Annotated in this window: 26 protein-coding genes and 2 pseudogenes; all 28 read right to left on the bottom strand. The window is 31.0% G+C overall.

Translation table 11 applies throughout. The features are described from left to right. Positions 1 to 39: 39 nt before the first annotated feature. Positions 40 to 483 carry an Mlp family lipoprotein gene (locus QIA27_RS06095; protein ID WP_418906377.1) on the bottom strand — a complete coding sequence of 148 codons (444 nt, stop codon included), beginning with the start codon at positions 481 to 483 and terminating at the stop codon, positions 40 to 42. Positions 484 to 630: 147 nt separating this feature from the next. Continuing rightward, on the bottom strand, positions 631 to 1,131 hold the full coding sequence (bdr, locus tag QIA27_RS06090) for a Bdr family repetitive protein (RefSeq protein WP_418906376.1): 501 nt from the start codon (positions 1,129 to 1,131) through the stop codon (positions 631 to 633). Between the two features lie 100 nt (positions 1,132 to 1,231). Then, on the bottom strand, positions 1,232 to 1,585 hold the full coding sequence (locus tag QIA27_RS06085; protein ID WP_418885681.1) for a BBA14 family lipoprotein: 354 nt from the start codon (positions 1,583 to 1,585) through the stop codon (positions 1,232 to 1,234). Next, positions 1,578 to 1,913, bottom strand: coding sequence for a BlyB family putative holin accessory protein (locus tag QIA27_RS06080; protein WP_418885638.1), 336 nt, complete (start codon positions 1,911 to 1,913; stop codon positions 1,578 to 1,580). Before QIA27_RS06080 ends, QIA27_RS06085 begins: the two co-directional genes overlap by 8 nt. Further along, entirely contained in the window at positions 1,903 to 2,250 is a 348-nt protein-coding gene (locus QIA27_RS06075; protein ID WP_418906332.1) for a BlyB family putative holin accessory protein, read from the bottom strand. Before QIA27_RS06075 ends, QIA27_RS06080 begins: the two co-directional genes overlap by 11 nt. A 3-nt stretch (positions 2,251 to 2,253) precedes the next feature. Further along, on the bottom strand, positions 2,254 to 2,460 hold the full coding sequence (locus QIA27_RS06070; RefSeq protein WP_418906331.1) for a BlyA family holin: 207 nt from the start codon (positions 2,458 to 2,460) through the stop codon (positions 2,254 to 2,256). 72 nt (positions 2,461 to 2,532) lie between these two features. Then, entirely contained in the window at positions 2,533 to 3,348 is an 816-nt protein-coding gene (locus QIA27_RS06065; protein ID WP_418906330.1) for a DUF685 domain-containing protein, read from the bottom strand. A gap of 9 nt (positions 3,349 to 3,357) precedes the next feature. Continuing rightward, positions 3,358 to 3,963, bottom strand: a complete 606-nt coding sequence (locus QIA27_RS06060) for a DUF735 family protein (RefSeq protein ID WP_418906392.1) — start codon at positions 3,961 to 3,963, stop codon at positions 3,358 to 3,360. Positions 3,964 to 3,968: 5 nt separating this feature from the next. After that, positions 3,969 to 4,847, bottom strand: coding sequence for a DUF276 domain-containing protein (locus tag QIA27_RS06055; protein WP_418906328.1), 879 nt, complete (start codon positions 4,845 to 4,847; stop codon positions 3,969 to 3,971). Next, positions 4,844 to 5,176, bottom strand: coding sequence for a DUF2634 domain-containing protein (locus QIA27_RS06050; protein WP_418906356.1), 333 nt, complete (start codon positions 5,174 to 5,176; stop codon positions 4,844 to 4,846). The genes QIA27_RS06055 and QIA27_RS06050 overlap by 4 nt, the downstream gene beginning before the upstream one ends. A 29-nt stretch (positions 5,177 to 5,205) precedes the next feature. After that, a complete protein-coding gene (locus QIA27_RS06045) occupies positions 5,206 to 5,730 on the bottom strand; it encodes a DUF777 family protein (RefSeq protein WP_418906391.1) in 525 nt (174 codons plus the stop codon). Between the two features lie 36 nt (positions 5,731 to 5,766). Further along, positions 5,767 to 6,750: a DUF693 family protein gene (locus QIA27_RS06040; RefSeq protein ID WP_418906390.1), complete on the bottom strand. Its 984-nt coding sequence runs from the start codon at positions 6,748 to 6,750 to the stop codon at positions 5,767 to 5,769. Between the two features lie 3 nt (positions 6,751 to 6,753). Further along, positions 6,754 to 7,347: a DUF792 family protein gene (locus tag QIA27_RS06035; RefSeq protein WP_418906393.1), complete on the bottom strand. Its 594-nt coding sequence runs from the start codon at positions 7,345 to 7,347 to the stop codon at positions 6,754 to 6,756. A 93-nt stretch (positions 7,348 to 7,440) separates the two neighbouring features. Then, positions 7,441 to 8,715 (bottom strand): DUF759 family protein, encoded by a 1,275-nt coding sequence (locus QIA27_RS06030; protein ID WP_418906389.1) that lies wholly within the window; start codon positions 8,713 to 8,715, stop codon positions 7,441 to 7,443. A gap of 7 nt (positions 8,716 to 8,722) precedes the next feature. Beyond that, positions 8,723 to 8,959: a DUF1322 family protein gene (locus QIA27_RS06025; RefSeq protein WP_418885659.1), complete on the bottom strand. Its 237-nt coding sequence runs from the start codon at positions 8,957 to 8,959 to the stop codon at positions 8,723 to 8,725. Further along, positions 8,956 to 9,402 (bottom strand): DUF1473 family protein, encoded by a 447-nt coding sequence (locus tag QIA27_RS06020; protein WP_418885658.1) that lies wholly within the window; start codon positions 9,400 to 9,402, stop codon positions 8,956 to 8,958. Before QIA27_RS06020 ends, QIA27_RS06025 begins: the two co-directional genes overlap by 4 nt. 15 nt (positions 9,403 to 9,417) lie before the next feature. Then, positions 9,418 to 9,846, bottom strand: a complete 429-nt coding sequence (locus tag QIA27_RS06015; protein ID WP_418885624.1) for a DUF1463 family protein — start codon at positions 9,844 to 9,846, stop codon at positions 9,418 to 9,420. A 12-nt stretch (positions 9,847 to 9,858) separates the two neighbouring features. Next, positions 9,859 to 10,971, bottom strand: coding sequence for a DUF787 family protein (locus tag QIA27_RS06010; protein WP_418906388.1), 1,113 nt, complete (start codon positions 10,969 to 10,971; stop codon positions 9,859 to 9,861). Next, positions 10,952 to 11,520 (bottom strand): annotated as a pseudogene (locus QIA27_RS06005) (DUF764 family protein). The gene QIA27_RS06010 and the pseudogene QIA27_RS06005 overlap by 20 nt, the downstream one beginning before the upstream one ends. Continuing rightward, on the bottom strand, positions 11,517 to 11,903 hold the full coding sequence (locus tag QIA27_RS06000; RefSeq protein WP_418906387.1) for a hypothetical protein: 387 nt from the start codon (positions 11,901 to 11,903) through the stop codon (positions 11,517 to 11,519). The pseudogene QIA27_RS06005 and the gene QIA27_RS06000 overlap by 4 nt, the downstream one beginning before the upstream one ends. Next, entirely contained in the window at positions 11,894 to 12,274 is a 381-nt protein-coding gene (locus tag QIA27_RS05995; protein WP_418906386.1) for a DUF1506 family protein, read from the bottom strand. The genes QIA27_RS06000 and QIA27_RS05995 overlap by 10 nt, the downstream gene beginning before the upstream one ends. Then, positions 12,274 to 12,729: a DUF3890 domain-containing protein gene (locus QIA27_RS05990; RefSeq protein ID WP_418885695.1), complete on the bottom strand. Its 456-nt coding sequence runs from the start codon at positions 12,727 to 12,729 to the stop codon at positions 12,274 to 12,276. Before QIA27_RS05990 ends, QIA27_RS05995 begins: the two co-directional genes overlap by 1 nt. A gap of 19 nt (positions 12,730 to 12,748) precedes the next feature. Further along, a pseudogene (locus QIA27_RS05985) lies at positions 12,749 to 13,707 on the bottom strand (hypothetical protein). Positions 13,708 to 13,725: 18 nt separating this feature from the next. Further along, positions 13,726 to 14,295, bottom strand: a complete 570-nt coding sequence (locus QIA27_RS05980; RefSeq protein ID WP_418885617.1) for a DUF228 domain-containing protein — start codon at positions 14,293 to 14,295, stop codon at positions 13,726 to 13,728. Between the two features lie 27 nt (positions 14,296 to 14,322). Beyond that, positions 14,323 to 15,084, bottom strand: a complete 762-nt coding sequence (locus QIA27_RS05975) for a DUF228 domain-containing protein (protein ID WP_418906385.1) — start codon at positions 15,082 to 15,084, stop codon at positions 14,323 to 14,325. 4 nt (positions 15,085 to 15,088) lie between these two features. Beyond that, on the bottom strand, positions 15,089 to 15,646 hold the full coding sequence (locus tag QIA27_RS05970; RefSeq protein WP_418885652.1) for a DUF228 domain-containing protein: 558 nt from the start codon (positions 15,644 to 15,646) through the stop codon (positions 15,089 to 15,091). Between the two features lie 11 nt (positions 15,647 to 15,657). Next, the gene (locus QIA27_RS05965) at positions 15,658 to 16,353 is read right to left on the bottom strand and encodes a DUF1357 family protein (RefSeq protein ID WP_418885693.1); all 696 of its coding nucleotides are present in this window, start codon (positions 16,351 to 16,353) and stop codon (positions 15,658 to 15,660) included. Positions 16,354 to 16,369: 16 nt separating this feature from the next. Further along, positions 16,370 to 17,596, bottom strand: coding sequence for a phage portal protein (locus tag QIA27_RS05960; protein WP_418885692.1), 1,227 nt, complete (start codon positions 17,594 to 17,596; stop codon positions 16,370 to 16,372). Positions 17,597 to 17,673 lie beyond the last annotated feature (77 nt).

Here is a 17,673-nt window from a genome sequence, read left to right as displayed (position 1 = left end):
TACACTTAAATAGTAAATCCCCCTATTTTGGGGGCAATATTATTGATTGCATACAGCATTTGTATTGGTTTCAAAATCATTTATACCCCCCTTAAGGGCCCCTTGAACCGTCTGTTTGAAAGTAGTTTTTTGTTCATCTTCATTATCTTTCCCATTACAACTATCAAGTTGTGTTTTTATATGATCAAGCGCTGATTTTATTTTATCCTCATCATATCCCAAGAATTTATTAAATTCTCCATCATCAGTTAAAGCAGTTTTTAACCAATCAAGGTGTGTTTTTTGATCTTCAGTTAGCTTTTCTCTAAGAACTTCTTCTGGATCTTTTGGTTTTTCTTGTTGTTCGCTTATATCGCGTTTTCCCCTGCTTTTTACCTCTTGGGTATTATTTTTATTATTTTTCTTAAAAGCGTCGTTATTATCGGAATTACAGCTATTTAGCATAATAAAAAATAAACAAAATAATACATTGATAATTTTCATTTTTATCTCCTTTTTATTTTCAGTACAATACATTAAGTAACAAAAAAGTTTATTCTTGTAATTATAGATCTTGTTTTTAGAAATATTGCTGGTTTATAAGGGGTAATTAAAAATGATAAATTATGTGTCGAGGATTTTTTGTAATTTCTATTTGAAAAATTTAGTAATTAGCGATAGAACAACAGTCGTTATTATAGATATAGCAATAGGGACTACTACTATTGCTGCAATAGTTATTATTCTGTTGCTTACCTTTAGTTTTTCTGATAATAACTGATTATTAGTTTCCATTTTTTCCGATAATAATTTATTGTTAATTTCCATCTTTTCTAATAATAATTGAGTATTAATTTGCATATCTTTTTTAAGATCTTGTGCCAAATTAGACATATCTTGTTTTAAATTCTTTTCTACATTATCTATCTTGGTATTGAGCTCATTTTTAACAGTATCAATTTTAAAATCAAGATTATCAAACTTTAAACCAAATTGTTTTTCTAAATTTTCTAAATCTCTATAGGTAAGTTCATTGTGATAATATCTTTTTGATAAATCTTGTGCTATTAGTTGTTCCATCCCTAGTCTAATAAACTCATTATATATTTGTTCTTCACTTATACTTGCATTGTTTGATAGCGCTGGTTTCATAATAATTTCCCTTTACAGCCATATTATACACTATTTTAATTAGCTTTAAATATTTTTATATATGAATTATAAGTTCTTGCAAGAACACTCTTTTTGTAATTTACATTTTTAACTGGGAATACTGATTATAGACTTTTTTTGCTATGGGTTTTGTTTTTTTGATGTACTCTAAAAGTAGTTTGATATTATATTTTATCGAAGTTATTGAGTGTTCGTCTTTTAGTGTTGATAAATCCGGATAAGTATATTCTGGATAATTTGGGTCATTAACTTTAGATTTTGTTTTAGATAAAAATGTTACTAGGTACATAGCATAATCTGATAGTTGTGCCTCATATTTAGCTAAAGATTCTAGTGTTTGAATAATTGGTGGTTTTGGTTCTCCAGGTAGGCTAGCAATAGTAGTGCAGCATAGTAGCAAAATAATCAAAAGGGGATTTACTAGCTTAAGCATTTTCACTCCTTTTAAGAATGTTGATATATTCCCGCATAATCTTATTGCGTTTTGCTTTTAATGAAGAGATAATTTTCTTATTTTTGCTACTAGAAATAGCCTCTATTATCTCAATATTGCATTTTAATATGTCTTGTATTTCTGCAAATATTCTCATTGATTCGGCTGTTTCCATAGATTTTAGTGTTTCAATATATGTTTTGTAGAAAAAATCTATTACCCTACTAAAAGTATTAATATAGTTTTCATCTATGTTTGTAGTATTTTTAGCTATATTAGTTAAGTTAGATAGTAAATTAAGTCCTAAACCAACAGTGTCATTTTGCATTATTTATCCCCTCTTGGTAGATAGGTTTTCCTTCCTTATTGAATTTTAGATCATTAGATATTTTTAGATTTTTTTCATCAGAATTAACTAGATCAATACACCTGTTGATTTTCTCATTAATTGGAGCTAGTGTTTTAGCTATTGTTGGAGTTAATGCATTCTCAAGTCTTTCCATATTTGATTTATAGATTAATTTGTAATGAGAATACAGCTCATAAACTAAAAAAAATCCTTTATGAGCAATCTCATCAAATTCATCTTCAAATTTAGAAAATATTTCAATAAGGTTTGATATGGACGTAAGTCCAAGCTCAATATTATCTTTAGATAATTTCATAAATTAATCCCGTTTTTTAATATGATTGTTGCCATTTCCATTGCCATTGCCATTTCTAAAAATCTTGCCTATTACTATAGATAATATGTCTTTTAGTAAAGGTTTTAGAAGAATTAGCACTCCTAGAACTAGTACAGTGACAAAAATCATTACGGCTATAAGTTTAATTTCGTTTAAATTAATAAGAAGTTCAGTTATTTTAATATCCATTTTTAATCCTTCATTTTAATTTTTTTTGATATATACATTATATACCAAAACTGTAATTTTTGCTAAAATAGTTTACAGTTTGCAATAAACTGGGATTGGATTTCCTGATCTGAGGGATCTTTTTTGGACATACCATCCTTTGTACATAGGGACCCTAATAGATATTGAAGAGGAGCCCTCATGCAGATAAACCAGATTTTTTTCACTTTCATCGTAATACTTTAGGTATAATGATTTACTCCCATTGCTAGGGTGTTTTATGTCAATATCAATATCAAGGTAATGGGGAACATCGTCAAGACTTTTATTGCAAACAAGAGTTACATCGCCGTAATCGTCCATATTAATAGTTTTTAAACTACCCTTGTATTCATACGGATAAAACGTGGTACCTAAAGTTTTTTGTCTGTAAGGATGATAACCAAATGGTAAGCCAGTTATTTGTTCAGGAACAGGTGTTTTTTGAATAGTGTTTGTTGAATGAGACATTATTAAAAGTTTATCATGATAATGTAGGGTAGCTGATGGCATGCCACTTTCAAGGTATGACTTGATTTTATAATAAAGGCTTACAATATTAGTAGAGTCATTGTTAATTAGTTTATTCGTTATTTTAGCGTAAATTTTTTTTACAAACTCCTCATCAGCTGCAAGTTCTTCAGCGATTGTAGACTTAATTATCTCTTTAAAATAGTCAAGTCCTTCACCTTTAAATGTTTTGTCTTTAGCGGTTTTTAAAAAATCTTTAAAAGTAATAGCGTTGCAACTTGCAACTCCATCATCAAGCAGTAAAAGATCATCATTGTTAACAACACCTACCTTATTTAAATCTTTTATTTGAACAGTTTCTTGTTCATCAATTAGTAATTTTTCTTGATCATCAGCCATTAAGCCTCCTTAATTATTAAAAGTGATAATATTTTCACCATCTTTATTATTAATTTTAAGAACTCTACCAATAGGAATAATCCTTTTTATGAAAGCATAAATTGAATGATCATATCCCTTAGGAAGAGAGTTGAATACTAAAGCCTTTTTAGATGCGGCGTATCCATCTTTTTTTTCTCTAATTATTATCTTTCTAAGCGGTTTTCCTTTTGCAGTGCTAGGAGAAATAAATGTAATAAAATTTGTTTTTATTGTCCCTTTTAGTGAGATATCAATAACACCGGCTTCTGGTGTATTAACTGTAATATCTACATTTAAAAACGCCTTGAAAATCAGTCTAAACGACTCATCAGTGCCAATATGGCGTAAAGCAAAAATAACGCTGTTGATGTTGGTTGTAATACTTTGTAAAGTTTGAGTTTTTGCATAGAAAATTGATAAGACTTGAGATAGCCATATGGCAATATATCTTGATTTTATATTTTCTTTTGCATTAATGGATATAAAGTTAGAATTCATGAATTTAAGTTCATTAAGCAGTGTTTGTGCGTATTCCAATTCTGTACGTATAAATTTGTGAACTTCAGTGTTTTGTAAAAAATTAGGTATTTTCATAATTTTCAAGTATCAATGCCAATAAGTAGTCGTTCAGTTGTATTGAAAATCAGCATTGTATCATCAGTAATGGTAATATCTTGATTTGTTTGAAAATCGCTATCACTGATTTTTGAAATACTTTCAGTGTCTGTATCTTTAACACAAGCTTTTATTTCCATAAACTTAATCCCTTTTACTTCATTAACGGGCGCAAAAAAGTCTTGATACTCAAAGCTAATTCCCATATCAGAATAATTATTTGAAATAATCCTAGAGTATATGTTTCTAATTTGAGAGTCTATGTTTAAGTAGAGATAGTTTTTAAGGTCAAGTTTATATTTTACTTTCATATAAACATATTTTCTTTTTCCAAGTGATATTTTATAAGATTTTCGTTGTCCAGTTGGGTTGAGTCCATCAATTTCTATATCACCCTCAAGTAAAGTGCCACTAGGAGTTGTAAGATACAATGTTTCCCAAAGTTTTGCTTTAAATTCTGAATTATTAATAGTAGTTTTACCAGCGTCTAGTAAATCTTCTTTCAAAATTAGGTATATATTAGCTTTACCAGCGGAACTTTTAATGTTTGCGTACTCTACCCCATAAAGATTAAGTAAAGCAGCTCTAACTGCACTGTAAGTTGCGCTTTTAGAAGAAATGTGTTCTTCAATTGCAGACCAATAGCTACCACCGGGTTTCATTTTAGAAAAAAAGAGATTAAGTTCATTAATTACTTCTTCTTCAATCAATGCTAAAGAAGATGCAATCATGTTGTAAATCGAGCTATTACTATCATCAATGTTAATCCCATAATTTATCCGTAAGTATTCTCTTTTTGCCCGTACTATATCCTTAATTGTACGCTTTAGAATGCCAAAATCAGAATCAAAAACAATGCTCATAAATTAAACTCCATATTCAAAATATCTCCGGAGAAAAAAAAGGATATATGTGCTTTGCGATCTTTTACAGCAGTCGAAATATTTATTATATCTAAGTTAAGTTCTTTAGATATTTCATGAAAATAGTTTTTTATAGCTTGAAGATTGTTAATTTTTAATAGTTTCAAAAGTAAAAAGTAGTCTAGTCCCCAATTAGGAGCATAGCTTAGACTTCCCTTTAATGTTTTTAAGAATAAAAACAGTTTTTGTTTTTGCTCGTCAATTCCATCAACAATTGATACATCGTTATTAAATACCAATTTAAAATCATTACTAATTCTTAAATCCATACTAATAATTATACCATATTTAGCAAAAATTACTTAAACAAGCTGCTGATATTAGCAGAAATTCTAGAGGTCACCGCTTGTAATGCTGGATAGTTAATAGTTGTTTTTTCGTCTCCTATGATAGTTATACCGTTGATAGCGCTGATAATACTATCTAGAATTTCTTTTAAGCTAGTTGTTTGGTTAGCTATTTCAATTCTACTATTTGCTTTTATCTTAACAGTATCAGAAATTAAATTTAAAGTTTTTGGACTAATTGCGCTAAGTATGTAAAAATGATGTTTGTCAAAATGAATATCATCATTTTTATCAAAAATGTTAATGCTTGATTGAAGTAGTATAACAGTATCACCTTTTGATAATTCAAAACTGATATTAGAAATATTTTTTGTTTGAATTTCTAAGTTTTCAAATTCTGGTATTATAACTACAGCCTCTTGTGTTTGCTGTTTAAACTCCTTTACAGTACCAATTCGAGTTATGAAAATATTTGAATAAATCCAATTTTTTACGTCTTCTTGTGTTAATGCATGCCCATAAAGGCGTTGGCTCATTCTATAAATTCATAGTCAATACTCATTCTAAACCCCCTATCCTTTACGGTTTTTGTTAGAATCATCATTTAACTTAAGTATCAATGAACATTCTCCTGTGTTACTAAGCCCCGCACTTGTCTCTTGTATGGTGGTTTTGATAGTATTGCCAAGTCCATCTATAAACGAAACTTTATCTCCAACATTTAGCTTATGCGTGTAAAATATTTTAGCGTTCCAAAATATAAGATTTATTTTAAGTTTTGTGCCTAAAGTAATTTCTTGTTGTGGTATAAATTCAAGACCGTAATCTTCTAATGCCTCATAGTGAATATTTTCACCCTTTTGTTTGTAATTAGTAAATATAATATAGCATTCATATCCCTTTAAACCAGTACCAATATCAGCTATTACGTTATGAATGTATACCCCTTTTATTTTGTCAATAAATTCTTTTGGTGTTGAGGCGTAAAAATTTTTGTCAATCATTTTAAGTTTATCTTCTTCATCCATATTAATAATATTTCGATTAGGAAATACAGATTCTATCGCCTCTTGCACCGTCATACCCTTAAAGTTTTTACCCACTTTACCCTCTTTGTTTTTTAATTTTCTATTAAAGAAGTTGCTTTTAGTTAATAAGCGAACATCAAGATCTACACTAAAATCTCCACCGGGATAATCAGTGCTCATAGGAGTCCCTAAAGTGCCTGCCATTATAAAATCAAATTTTTTCTCATGAGCAAATTTTTTATAATGTATTTTTACTATATCTCCGAATTTAATGTGGTCGGTGAAGTCTAGAGGTAAATTCCAAAGTACAATTTTTGCTTGTTTGGAACTTATAGTATGAATATTTGAATACACGTTGGATATGGTAATATCAACATGAATTCCGTCTTGTGTATTGATTATAATTTTAGGAATTTCTTCTGAGAAAGGAATTCCATCAGGTGATTTTTTTGATTTATCAATATCATAGAACTCAATTTTAAAATCATAACTTAGTAACACTGTTTTAAAATCGTGATTTACTAACATTTATTATCCTTTATATTTTTCTAATGTAAACGTTTTCACTACTTCTATTGAAAGACTCACTTCAACTTCATCAATGAAGGGAGTGTCCTTAAACGTAAGGCTTGTGATTATAGCTAATTCTTTAAATCCAAAAGTTGGACTGTAGATAGTAAAAGGAACTTGAGCTTGCAGTCTATTGGCCAGTTGTTCTTTTACAAGGTGGGCGTCAAAACGGAGTAAAGAATTGCCAAAAACAGTCTTTTTGAGTGGTGAAAGCATTTCTTTGTATAGAGAAGTCAGTACTCCACCGTTTAATGAAATATGTTCTCCAGTCATTACGGGGTTGTAGCTTACATATTCCGCTTTTCTATCATAATAGTTTATAACCGGGCGTTTAGAGCAACTGGTATTGTAAGTCCGTGTTATAAGTTCTGTTTTTGGCTTTATAAAAAACAATTGTGGCACATATCCAAACCCTTTAAAATCTGGTCTTGGAAATAGCAATAAAAAGTTATCTGCTCCAAAAAGAGCAAATAGTTGAATTGTTATATCTCTTATTAATTGACTATTCTCCGGGGATAGCTTTTTCCCTTCTTCTTTCTTTTCTTCATTGGCAATGTCTATAGAACTGCCTTTCTCTGCAGGAGATATTGTTTTTTATTAATAATTTTTTTGTTGTTAATAGCCATAAGTAATTACCTTTTTAGAAAATTATGGAGTAGTGTTTTCCGTATCTTCATGTGCGGCTTTAGGAGGCCCACCAGTGTTGTCTTTAGGAGGGGTAGGATTGTCTTGAAAAAACCCTCCAATATACGGCAACTTGGCAAAAAGACTTTTCAGTCCCTTAAAAAAAGGTTGAATAACATGTGTTTGAAAAGAAAAGTTCTCAAAGTATTTAATAACCGTATTGATGAATTTAAGTATTGGATCCAAAACAGTGGTGGTTAAGTTTGAAAGAGTTTGCTCAGCTGAGGCCAAATTGCTATCAATCTCTTCTTTTGTATCGGCTTTTTTTGTAAGGCCAAAAGATTTAAAATCATTAAACATTTCAACCATCTTGGTAATTCTAGATTCTAAATCTACTTCAGCTCCGCTTTGCCAAGCTTTTTTAGCATCTTCTATATATTTATCGCCAACTCCCGACTTTTTCAGTAGATCAAAAAGCTCATCTCCTTCTCCACTAAGGAGACTATTAACAGCTTTTACAGCATCTTCACCGCTCATGGCGCCGCTAGATTTAAGCATGGCTGAAAACTCTACTGCTTTTTTCAAATTATTCAGATTTAGCATATCTAAGTCTCTTAGAGTACCCTTAAAGATACTTGCTTGATTTAAAAACTCTTCTTTTTCTAAATCGCGCTCGAATCCTTTCATACCACTAAGAATTCCCCCCTTACCGTTAACCCCCATAATCGCATTCCGTTCTTTATCTGTAAAAAACGCACTGTTGAGAAGTTTTGTTTTATTCGTTTTGGATGTTTCTTCAGCTGCTTTTTTAGCAAATCCTAAAATTCCGCCTGCTGCTTTACCCATAGCATTGCTAATAATATTTCCTAGGGCGCTACCTATAGCAATTTTGGCAACAAGTCCTTTCCCTTGAGAAGCCGCTAACATTTTACTTTTTGCTTTTGATTCTTTTGCAATCTCTTTATACTCAAGGCGTCTTTTATCTCTATCCGACATTAAAGATCTTTTAAAAGCTTCTTTTCGAGCTTTTTCAAAACCCATGCCTTGTTTCATAAGCTTTTTAGTTTGTGTTAGCCTATATTTCTCAACACGCTCTCTTAAGCTTTCAAATTTAGATTGTCTGCTTAATTCTTTTTTCTTATCGGACAAATTATTTTTTACAATATCTTTAGTACTACCCAAACTAGATTTTTTAGGCTTAAGATATTTTTCCATTTTGGTAATGTCTTGTTCGATAGCCTTTTTTGTTGCTGCGTGATCAAGAATACCTTTAAATTTAATGGTGAATTTGTCGCTCATTAAGCCCTCATTTACTCAAAATTAATTCATATAATTCTTTTTCTAATTTAAGATCAGCAATGCGATTAACTTCTAAAAGCTCGTCATAAGGCAATTTTTTAACATCATCGTACGAGCAAATATTCATAATTACTGGAAAATAGTATTTATCGTTTTTTATCTCTTCAAGTAAGTTGAAATACTTTTTCCTAGTCTCATTAAGACTTGCAATAGTTTTGTCAATCTCTTTATTTATTTTGCTCATTTAGCAACCAGTTCAGTAGAATTTGATGTAAGCGAAGAAGTTACTTTTGTATAATCAAAATTATCATTGATGTAGTCAAAAGCAACAAAATCACCAACGTTATTTTCGTATTCACTCAAATATACTAAAGCGGGTTTTTTAAGATCATTATCTGCATGAAAAGTATTGAATTGTGCGGTATAAATAATAGCAACAAGATAGTCCTTATAGTAGGAAATAAATTCTCTATTTGCATCTAAAATTACATAAAATTCGTCTAAAAATTTCGGACTTATCATTAAGCTTGTAATTTCTCTTAAATATTTCACTTCATTAAGCTTATAAATAGCGTCACTTTGATTAAATCCGAGGACTCTATCCCATTCATAGACTGGTAATACTCTAAGCGGGTATTCATATGTTTTGTTTTTGGTTAAAATTTTCATTTTATATCTCATTATCATAGAAAGAATCTCCTTTTAATTTTTGTTTGGTTTTGTTTTTTTGCAATTAATAGCCCTAATTTCAAAAGTTACTTTTTCAGCTTCAGCTGAATAACTTCTTGATGGTTCTTCAGTGAAAATTGCATGGTTAGAAATAATTTTGGTAGCAATTCTATCATTGAATGCTAAATCAAGCATTTTATCATATTTGCTAACATCCATGTTATAAAACTGATCGTCTGCAATTTCAGTTAGCGCAATATAATCATGACTACCTAGAGTAACTTCAATGTTGAAAATATAAGTTATCGTTTTAGGATCCCGTAAGCTTATTACAGGAAATCCCTTGTCTTCAGTACTAACAACGGCTCTAGTTGTAGGCTCACTTGTAAGCTCAAGTTTGCCACTATGCAGTTGTATACCACCGATTGAAAAGTAAACTTCTCTTAAATCATAAAATTGCATAATTTTAACTCCTTATACGTTTAAACTATTTTGATAATCAACTATATCTTGAGAAGTAATTACTAAAGTAACAGCATTAATACTAAAGTTGTAAGTAATATTCACACTAAGTTCTAATTTAAGCTGTTTAGTGCCTGAAAGGGTAAGCTTTAAGTCTTTGTATTCTACAATCAGTACCCTATCGATAAACCGTTTTAGTAGGCATTCAATAGCAGAAGTATATGCATTATCTCTAGCGCCACTAAGTTGTAGTGCGGATAATTTGCTGTTTTGTCTATTATTTTTATTCCAAATTCGAATAAGCTCAACAATAGCCTCGTTTTTTATGTAATGATAAGTAAAAATCTCATCTATTGATTTTCCAGCTAGATCAACTCCTTCTTTAAAAGCAGATATACCATCAAGTCCAGTTTCATTAAGAAGTGAGTAAAAATTGATTTTTGTATCCCTTAACTTTTTAATTGCTGCATCATCAAGAAGTGGTTTGGCGGCTAGTGGCATACCATAAGGATTAACAGAATGAAAAATACTTGCTTGATGCAAATACGCACTTACAAATTTTAAATGTAGATTGTCTCTATTATTACTATAAACGACAATATTTCCTTCTTTTTCAATATCACTTTTATCCTTAAACAGTTCTTTTATTTCTTGTTCTTTAGTTGAGAATACAAAAAAAGTTGAAGACATTTTAAACTTATCATAGTCGTCTTTGTAAATTTTCAGCCCATCATCAGAGTTATCACCTTCAGTATTAATAAGCACAACAAAAGAGTGTCTATGCACTTTTAGATAATTTTTTAATTCTTCAGGCTTATCCTTATAAATAAAAAGAACAGCGGATTTTGTTGACTCTTCAGTTGAATTAAAAAAATCTTTCATTGCGGTTGTTAACAGTGTTTTTTCTTTTCCAAACTGTTCTTCTCCATTGCCATTTTCTTTTTCTAAAGTTTGAATTTCTTTTTCATAGTTATTAACAGTTAGATCCAATGTTTTGTAGTTAATAGAATCTTTTTTAACCTTAATTTTGGCTGTTTTGTAGACCAAAAGTGGGCTATAATAATTGGGCGTGTTAGCTTGAACACTAGATTTAACCAAGCTTACACTAATTGTATCTTGTGGCAATTTTAATCCTCCTTTAAAATTTCGATTGCTTGAACACTAGCATTAAATGCTACAGATGCACTGTATGCATGGTTGCTATATTTTGTACCTAAATTAATCATTCCAACTGTTTGCATGTTAGATGTTGGATAAATATAAAAGTTAATTTTGCTTACATATTCGGGTTGAGATTGACTTTCTAAAGTGTATTTATGGACTCTATTATGTAAAAATTTGCTAAGCATACTGTAAAGCATTAGCATACGCGAATTAGCCTCAAAATCTTTAGCATTTAACACTACCGCAATAATATATATTTGAAAATCTAGACTAAACTCCAAAGCATTTTCGTAAAATGTACCGAGATTACAATTATGATCAAATAGATGTTGTGTGCCATCAAATTTCCAATGCTACGATATTAGGGCTAGCAGTTGTAATTTTTGAAAGATACGGGTGATTGTAAGTATTCACAATCTCGCATTCAAAATTATTTTCAGTTGCATAGGTCTTAAACCCTTTAAATATCTTGATTAAATGATTTAAAATCACATCTAGAGTTACAATCATTCAAGTACCTTATAAGTAAGTTCTGATAACATTTTGGACGTATCCACAAGTGGAATTGATGCGGTATTGCTACCTTTTTTTGACTTCCTTTCAATTGTGCTAGCCTTTAAACCCGGTGCAACTTGCCCAGATAGTACATAATTCTGGTAATATCTTATAAAAGCTTGTCCAATAGCATCCATTCCTGATTTAGGATCAGTACGAAACTTAGAATTTATATAGCCACTATTGATATATTCTCTAAATTCAGCACTATCAGCAATTTTAGTTAAATGTTTTCTTACTGGTAAATTAGCACCCCCTTTTTCATGAATCCTAGCAATACTAGAACGTCCCCCGAACCAGCCAATTTCTAACTCAATTGTAAATTCTTCTATGCCCATATAAACTCCTTTAAAACTAAAGTAAAGTAGCCAATTGAAGAGTCAATGCTAAATATTTCAAAATAAACTAAATCCGAAATTGATATTCGGTCTTTCAGTTCATAGTCAAGGTCTTGATATGTGTAAAGTTTAGAATACCCTTGAATGTCAGATATATTGGAGTCATAAAGCATTGCAAGTTCTTGTGGTTTAATGTCAATAATAACTCCAATAAATTCGGTGTACTCATTCTTGTCAAACACTCTTTGATAAGAGTCATCATGTTCAAGTTTTACAAGATTGCCTTTATAAAATCTCAAAGGTTGAGGGTCTTTAAAAACGTTAATCATGCGTACAGACATATCTGTTAGTCTTTTTCTAACACCATTCACTAGACAACTCCTAAGCAGGATGGTGTTGAAGTTTCTCTTTTTAGTTTTTCTAAAAATGCATCAAGTTGCAAACAAAAGTTCTTGTTTGATCCACAACTTTCTCCACCACCCTCATCTCCTCCACTACCGCTAGGATAATAATCAAGTTCAAGTTCGTTAAATTTCTCTTTTTTGATCCTATCAAATTCAAATTCGCGAACAACCCCTTGCTTTCTTAATTGACAACCCATATGGTAGAAAGTAAGCAAAAATATTTGCTCATATGTAAGTGAACTAGCATCAATACCACGTGTTACTAGAATAGCTTGAAGTAAAGACAGATGAAGTAGAAAATTTTGCCTGCTTAGTGCTAGTTTATCTATCCCTAATAGCAGTAGCACTTCAGAATGAAGTTTTGTTACTAAAAGTTCTTCTTCATTCTGTGCTTGTGCTTGTAAATTTGTTTGTTCACTCACTTTGATTTACCTTATCTTTTTAACTTTGTTTAATATGAATTTGCAAAATGGTCTTTTTGGTAGCAAGTAGACCACCTAAAACAAAATCAATGTATGAATGAGCAATATCAGTTGAGTCTCTATCAACTTGTTCATTTGGTGTAGGTAACATATACTTACTAGGTTTAAACTTAATTAGTTCTGAATTTAGTGGATAAATCAGTATTTGATGTTTTAACAAGTTTGAAGTTTCAATGTAAACATCTTCTCTATTATTAATAGCCTTAATAGTTTGAATTAGAACATCTTCCCATTTTTCACTATTTGATGCGGGAGCTTGTCCTACCACGTATGGCTTTACCAATTTCAATGAAGTTGCAGGATCAACTATTACCATCATGGGTGTAGAAAACTCATCGCCCAATTCTAACTTAGATAGTCCCGCCTCAATTTTTTCAAATATTTTTTCCATTTTATCTTTATCGCCACTTGCAACTTCTTCTTTTACTTGATGCGGCATATTAAGAAGTCCATACATATTAGGAAGTAACCGTTTTTGATTTTTTCCATCTTTTGAATTGAAACAGTGCCGGTTAGTACAAAGTGGTTAATAAGTTTAATAATTTCGCTGCTTGCAAGTTTATAAGCTTGATTGAAAGGAAGTAGATTATTATTAATGTCGCCAATATATGAGTCTGAAGTGTAAAATTTTTCGGACGCTTGCTTTAAGTGTCTGAATTTATATTGTAGTTTTAAGTAATTAAGTCTTACCACTTCAGAACTAAATCCAATAGTTGAGATAGTATTAACCTCATTGGCAATTGTTGTAGGGTTGGCATTTAGAAATGCGTCCCACTTTACAGTTCTTTGGTAGCCCATTTGAAGATCAACATCCTCAATTTGTTCCGGTAAAAACCATTTATACATTATAGGATCCTTAACTTCGCCTATAATATTAGCTACAGCTTTTGCATAATAATTTTCATCAAATAATTCCATATTAAATCCTCCTAAATTTTAATTTGAGCTTTTAGCTCTATTTCCAAATACCGCTACTTTAATCAAATAAACATCATTACTAATTTGTTTTGAATCAGATAATGCTATTGCATTAACAGTCGCTTTATTCCCTCCAGAAACCTTTTCTAGAGCGCCGTCTTTATTGAAAACAAGTTTGTCTTTTGCTTTAGGTGTAGCATCTTTTGCTACCAAATACCCTTCAAAATTATTAGTAATTGGAATAATAGTAGCAGTTTTGCTAAATTCATCAATATCAGCGCATATTCCATACAGGTCTTCACCACCACCAGCCTCAACATAAGGCTCATAGTGAGGTTCATTTGCTTTTGCCTCTTGAATTACTCTTTTGACTCCACGCTTGTACGGATATCCTATAAATGGATGATTTTCGAGTTTGTCAAACTTACTAGTTCGAGTACCTCCAGAAGCAAAAAATTGTACATTTTTATCTCTAAACTCTAAAGAATTAGTAAGTAAACCAGAATCCTGTTGTGGATTTTTCATTAACTTTTCTAGTTTACTTCGTTTTTCTTGATACTCTTTTACTAATTGCGTTGTATCCGCCATTCACTTGCCTCCTTTTATTTTTTAGCCTTAACCACCAGCATCAGGCACTACTGTTTTCTCATAAGCTCTATTGCCAAAAATTGCAACTTTTACCAAATTAATAAAATAATCTTGCTTACGGTTTTCATCCTTAATCTCTTCTTCTGGTTTAAAATTGATTGTAAATGAATCAGAAAGTGCGTATGCATTAATATACGTTGGTGGCCCACCACCAGCCTTGATAATCACCCCGTCATTATTAATATCTAATATTTCCCCAGCTTTTATACTTGGATTTCTTGTAACAAGATATCCTTCAAAATTATTTGTAATTGGCAAAACGTATGCGGTGCAACTAAACTCACATACATCAACGCATATACCGTAAATATCAGCATCTGAACTAATCTCCACATATAAAGAATTCTCTTTTGGAACAAGTTTTACCCCACGCTTGTATGGAAAACTCTTTTCGGGGTCATAAAAATATTCTTCTATTTTGTCTGCATAACTTGAACAGGAAAATGTATATGCATCAACCAATTCATTTTTAGATCTAAAACAACCACTTGAACTTTCAAAAACCTTGTTCTCAATAGAACTGATTGATTTTGAATATTTTTTGAATTTCAAAAGAATGTCGTCAAGTTCTTTAACTGAGTATAAATAGGGATCTACCCCTTGTACATCATCAGCACTTCTTGCTTGACGTCGCGCTCTAGGAACAGCAGGTTGAACTTCTTCTAAGCCCAATTGTAAATTATCATCAACATCGGGTTCTGGAACTTGTCCTTTACCTTTTACAGTCATTTACTTATCCTTTTGCTCTATTCCCAAAAACGCTAGCAAGAATAATATATAAATCCTCAGTTAATTTATGTGCTTTTGATAGCGCTATAGCATTAATAGGTTTATTATTTCCACTAACTTTTTCAAGCTCCCCATGTTCACTAAAATTCAGCTTATCCCCAATGCTTATACTGCTTTGATTCTCTTTTTTACATACTAAATACCCTTCAAAATTATTTGTAATTGGAATTACAGTGGCTATGCCAGTGAACTCATCTATATCAACGCATATTCCGTATAAGTCTTCTCCACCACCAGCCTCAACTTCAAGCTCTGTTGTACCATCAGCACTAAAACTAAGCTTTACTCCGCGCTTGTATGGATAACCCTTAGCAGGATAATTTTCTATTTTGTCTTTACTACTAGTTCTAACTCCACCAGAATTGGCATAAATTAAGTTTTTATTTCTAAAATCAATAGAATTGCCAAGCAAATTTGCATCATGTTGGGGATTTTTCATTAATGCCTTAATTTCGGCAACTTTTTTATCAAACTCTTGTTTAATCTTCGTAATGTCACTCATTAAAAACTCCTTTACGCAATACTTGTTCTTTTATTTCTTTTCAAGTTTTCATAAAATTGCATTCGTCTTTGCTTGTAAGTATTACTTATAGCTTGTACAAATTCTGTAAAATTAATTGGAACAAAATTAGAATCAAGCAAACTTACTCGCTCTTCTGATTTAGCAACAATATTGCCTTTAATAGAATCAACAGAAGAAGAATTGCTGTTCGCATTTTTTCTTAACTTGATGTTGACTTTAGCTAAAGAAACTAGTTGTTCTAGTATCTCCCCATCAATATGGGTTATGTCTGCTACTTTAGAAATAGCTTTAATTTGCTCAATTGGAACAAACTTGCGAACAAGTTCTCTACGTTGCGCTTGCATAATGTCTTTTAGAGTGTATCCTTTTGCAAGTAGCACTTCTTTATTAAAATGATTGCTAAGATGTGCTTTTGCTAGCGTATCAATTTCATTTATACGATCTGCCTCTAGTAATAATTGCTTTTCAACACGCTCACGCTCTTCAACTTCTGCAAGTTCTTTTGTTATTCGCTCATTTATGCTTAAATCACGATTTATCTCTTTAGGTTTTGCATTATTTGCCTGTTCTTTAAGGCGCATATACTCTTCATATTCACCAGAACTTATAATCTTAGTATCAGATTTAACTTGCTGTTCTTCTTTAACTTGTACTTGCAAGTCTTCTTTTTCTTCATTTTCAATCACTTTTTAACTCCTTTTCTCAAAATGAGAATAACTTTTCTTTTAAAATAGCTAGCTCTTCGTTATTAAAGGCGCTGCTTTGTATAAGCTCGTTATATTTACTGTAAAGCTCAATTAGCTTAATATCTCTTTCTACCTTTTGATCTTCACTTAACATAATCAGTGAATTAAACCTCATATCAAGACCAAAATATTTAGTAAGTTTTAAATTACAAGAATTCTCAATTTGTTCTTGTACCCCTTTTAGAAAATCATAATAATTACTCCTATCGCCTTTACCATCATTTCCAAGTCCTTTAGCCTGCTCGTTAAAACTTCTAGTTAGAGGCTCCTTAGTATCAGCACCAATTTTTGCTTTAATTAATGCCAACGCTTCTTTTAAATAACTAAGATCGTACTTAACAACTTCTAAACTAGCGCTAGGGGTTGCGGTGTAAAACATCCCCTCATTATTAAGATTGCTTTTAAGCCTAGCAAGCTCATGTGCTAGTGAATCATTAAGACTGCGTAAATTAGAAATATCTTTATTATGATTATTTGTATTTTGTTTTCTTAAAAAAGAAGACAAAATGCTACTGCCTTTTTCATTATTGCTACTATTGGTTAGTGCGCTCAAAGAAGTTGTAGCACTAGAGAGCGCGTCTTGTAGTTGCACTAAAGATTCGTCTTTATAAAACAAAAAATTGTGGTTCTCAATGCGTTTTTCTATTTCAACGTATATTTTTTCAAACAAGTAAATATCTAACAAAAAACTTTCCGTATAACACGGAACATATCTTTTTAAGATATAATCGAAATTTTCATATATTATGAGTCGACTTTTGTGTATTTTAACTGCATCTAAAGAATTACCATTACTGTTGGCTTTTACTTTATAAGTTATATGATCAAAATCAACCCCTGAATCTCTTACAGATTCATGATCAAGGTATTCAAATCCAACAGGTAGCTCTATGTTAACAGGTTCTTCAAGGTCTAGCAGTGTGTCTTTGGTTTTTACTAAAACATATCCAATGCCATGAAAACGGTAGCTTATAATACAATTTAAAAGCGCATTCTTAAGCTGCACCTTTAATCTAGAAAGTTCTGCTTCACTAACATTGCTAGTAGTGCTTTCAAGAACAAGCCCGTTCTTGAGGCAGTCTTCTGCTACATTTTCTATGTAATTTCTAAAAAATATTGAATATCTATATAGTTCTAGTGAACTTATCTTATCTACTAGTTTTGCTTTTCTTAAATTACACATTTTTTACTTCTTATTCTTAATTTTCTTAATTAAATTATGTGTATAATAGCAAAAACTAATATTTTTGTCAATAAAAT

It is taken from the genome of [Borrelia] tanukii (assembly GCF_030439725.2).
Taxonomy (GTDB): domain Bacteria; phylum Spirochaetota; class Spirochaetia; order Borreliales; family Borreliaceae; genus Borreliella; species Borreliella tanukii.
This window is presented reverse-complemented; position numbering and strand designations above follow the sequence as displayed.

What these genes read in the sequence shown, in the direction of transcription:
- QIA27_RS06070 (WP_418906331.1), bottom strand. Translation starts at nt 2,460, where the DNA reads ATGGATATTAAAATAACTGAACTTCTTATTAATTTAAACGAAATTAAA.
- QIA27_RS06040 (WP_418906390.1), bottom strand. Translation starts at nt 6,750, where the DNA reads ATGTTAGTAAATCACGATTTTAAAACAGTGTTACTAAGTTATGATTTT.
- QIA27_RS06065 (WP_418906330.1), bottom strand. Translation starts at nt 3,348, where the DNA reads ATGGCTGATGATCAAGAAAAATTACTAATTGATGAACAAGAAACTGTT.
- QIA27_RS06045 (WP_418906391.1), bottom strand. Translation starts at nt 5,730, where the DNA reads ATGAGCCAACGCCTTTATGGGCATGCATTAACACAAGAAGACGTAAAA.
- QIA27_RS06020 (WP_418885658.1), bottom strand. Translation starts at nt 9,402, where the DNA reads ATGATAATGAGATATAAAATGAAAATTTTAACCAAAAACAAAACATAT.
- QIA27_RS06000 (WP_418906387.1), bottom strand. Translation starts at nt 11,903, where the DNA reads ATGGGCATAGAAGAATTTACAATTGAGTTAGAAATTGGCTGGTTCGGG.
- bdr (WP_418906376.1), bottom strand. Translation starts at nt 1,131, where the DNA reads ATGAAACCAGCGCTATCAAACAATGCAAGTATAAGTGAAGAACAAATA.
- QIA27_RS06015 (WP_418885624.1), bottom strand. Translation starts at nt 9,846, where the DNA reads ATGCAATTTTATGATTTAAGAGAAGTTTACTTTTCAATCGGTGGTATA.
- QIA27_RS06055 (WP_418906328.1), bottom strand. Translation starts at nt 4,847, where the DNA reads ATGAGCATTGTTTTTGATTCTGATTTTGGCATTCTAAAGCGTACAATT.
- QIA27_RS06080 (WP_418885638.1), bottom strand. Translation starts at nt 1,913, where the DNA reads ATGCAAAATGACACTGTTGGTTTAGGACTTAATTTACTATCTAACTTA.
- QIA27_RS06050 (WP_418906356.1), bottom strand. Translation starts at nt 5,176, where the DNA reads ATGGATTTAAGAATTAGTAATGATTTTAAATTGGTATTTAATAACGAT.
- QIA27_RS05970 (WP_418885652.1), bottom strand. Translation starts at nt 15,646, where the DNA reads ATGAGTGACATTACGAAGATTAAACAAGAGTTTGATAAAAAAGTTGCC.
- QIA27_RS05975 (WP_418906385.1), bottom strand. Translation starts at nt 15,084, where the DNA reads ATGACTGTAAAAGGTAAAGGACAAGTTCCAGAACCCGATGTTGATGAT.
- QIA27_RS05960 (WP_418885692.1), bottom strand. Translation starts at nt 17,596, where the DNA reads ATGTGTAATTTAAGAAAAGCAAAACTAGTAGATAAGATAAGTTCACTA.
- QIA27_RS06030 (WP_418906389.1), bottom strand. Translation starts at nt 8,715, where the DNA reads ATGAGCGACAAATTCACCATTAAATTTAAAGGTATTCTTGATCACGCA.
- QIA27_RS05980 (WP_418885617.1), bottom strand. Translation starts at nt 14,295, where the DNA reads ATGGCGGATACAACGCAATTAGTAAAAGAGTATCAAGAAAAACGAAGT.
- QIA27_RS06095 (WP_418906377.1), bottom strand. Translation starts at nt 483, where the DNA reads ATGAAAATTATCAATGTATTATTTTGTTTATTTTTTATTATGCTAAAT.
- QIA27_RS06025 (WP_418885659.1), bottom strand. Translation starts at nt 8,959, where the DNA reads ATGAGCAAAATAAATAAAGAGATTGACAAAACTATTGCAAGTCTTAAT.
- QIA27_RS06075 (WP_418906332.1), bottom strand. Translation starts at nt 2,250, where the DNA reads ATGAAATTATCTAAAGATAATATTGAGCTTGGACTTACGTCCATATCA.
- QIA27_RS06060 (WP_418906392.1), bottom strand. Translation starts at nt 3,963, where the DNA reads ATGAAAATACCTAATTTTTTACAAAACACTGAAGTTCACAAATTTATA.
- QIA27_RS06085 (WP_418885681.1), bottom strand. Translation starts at nt 1,585, where the DNA reads ATGCTTAAGCTAGTAAATCCCCTTTTGATTATTTTGCTACTATGCTGC.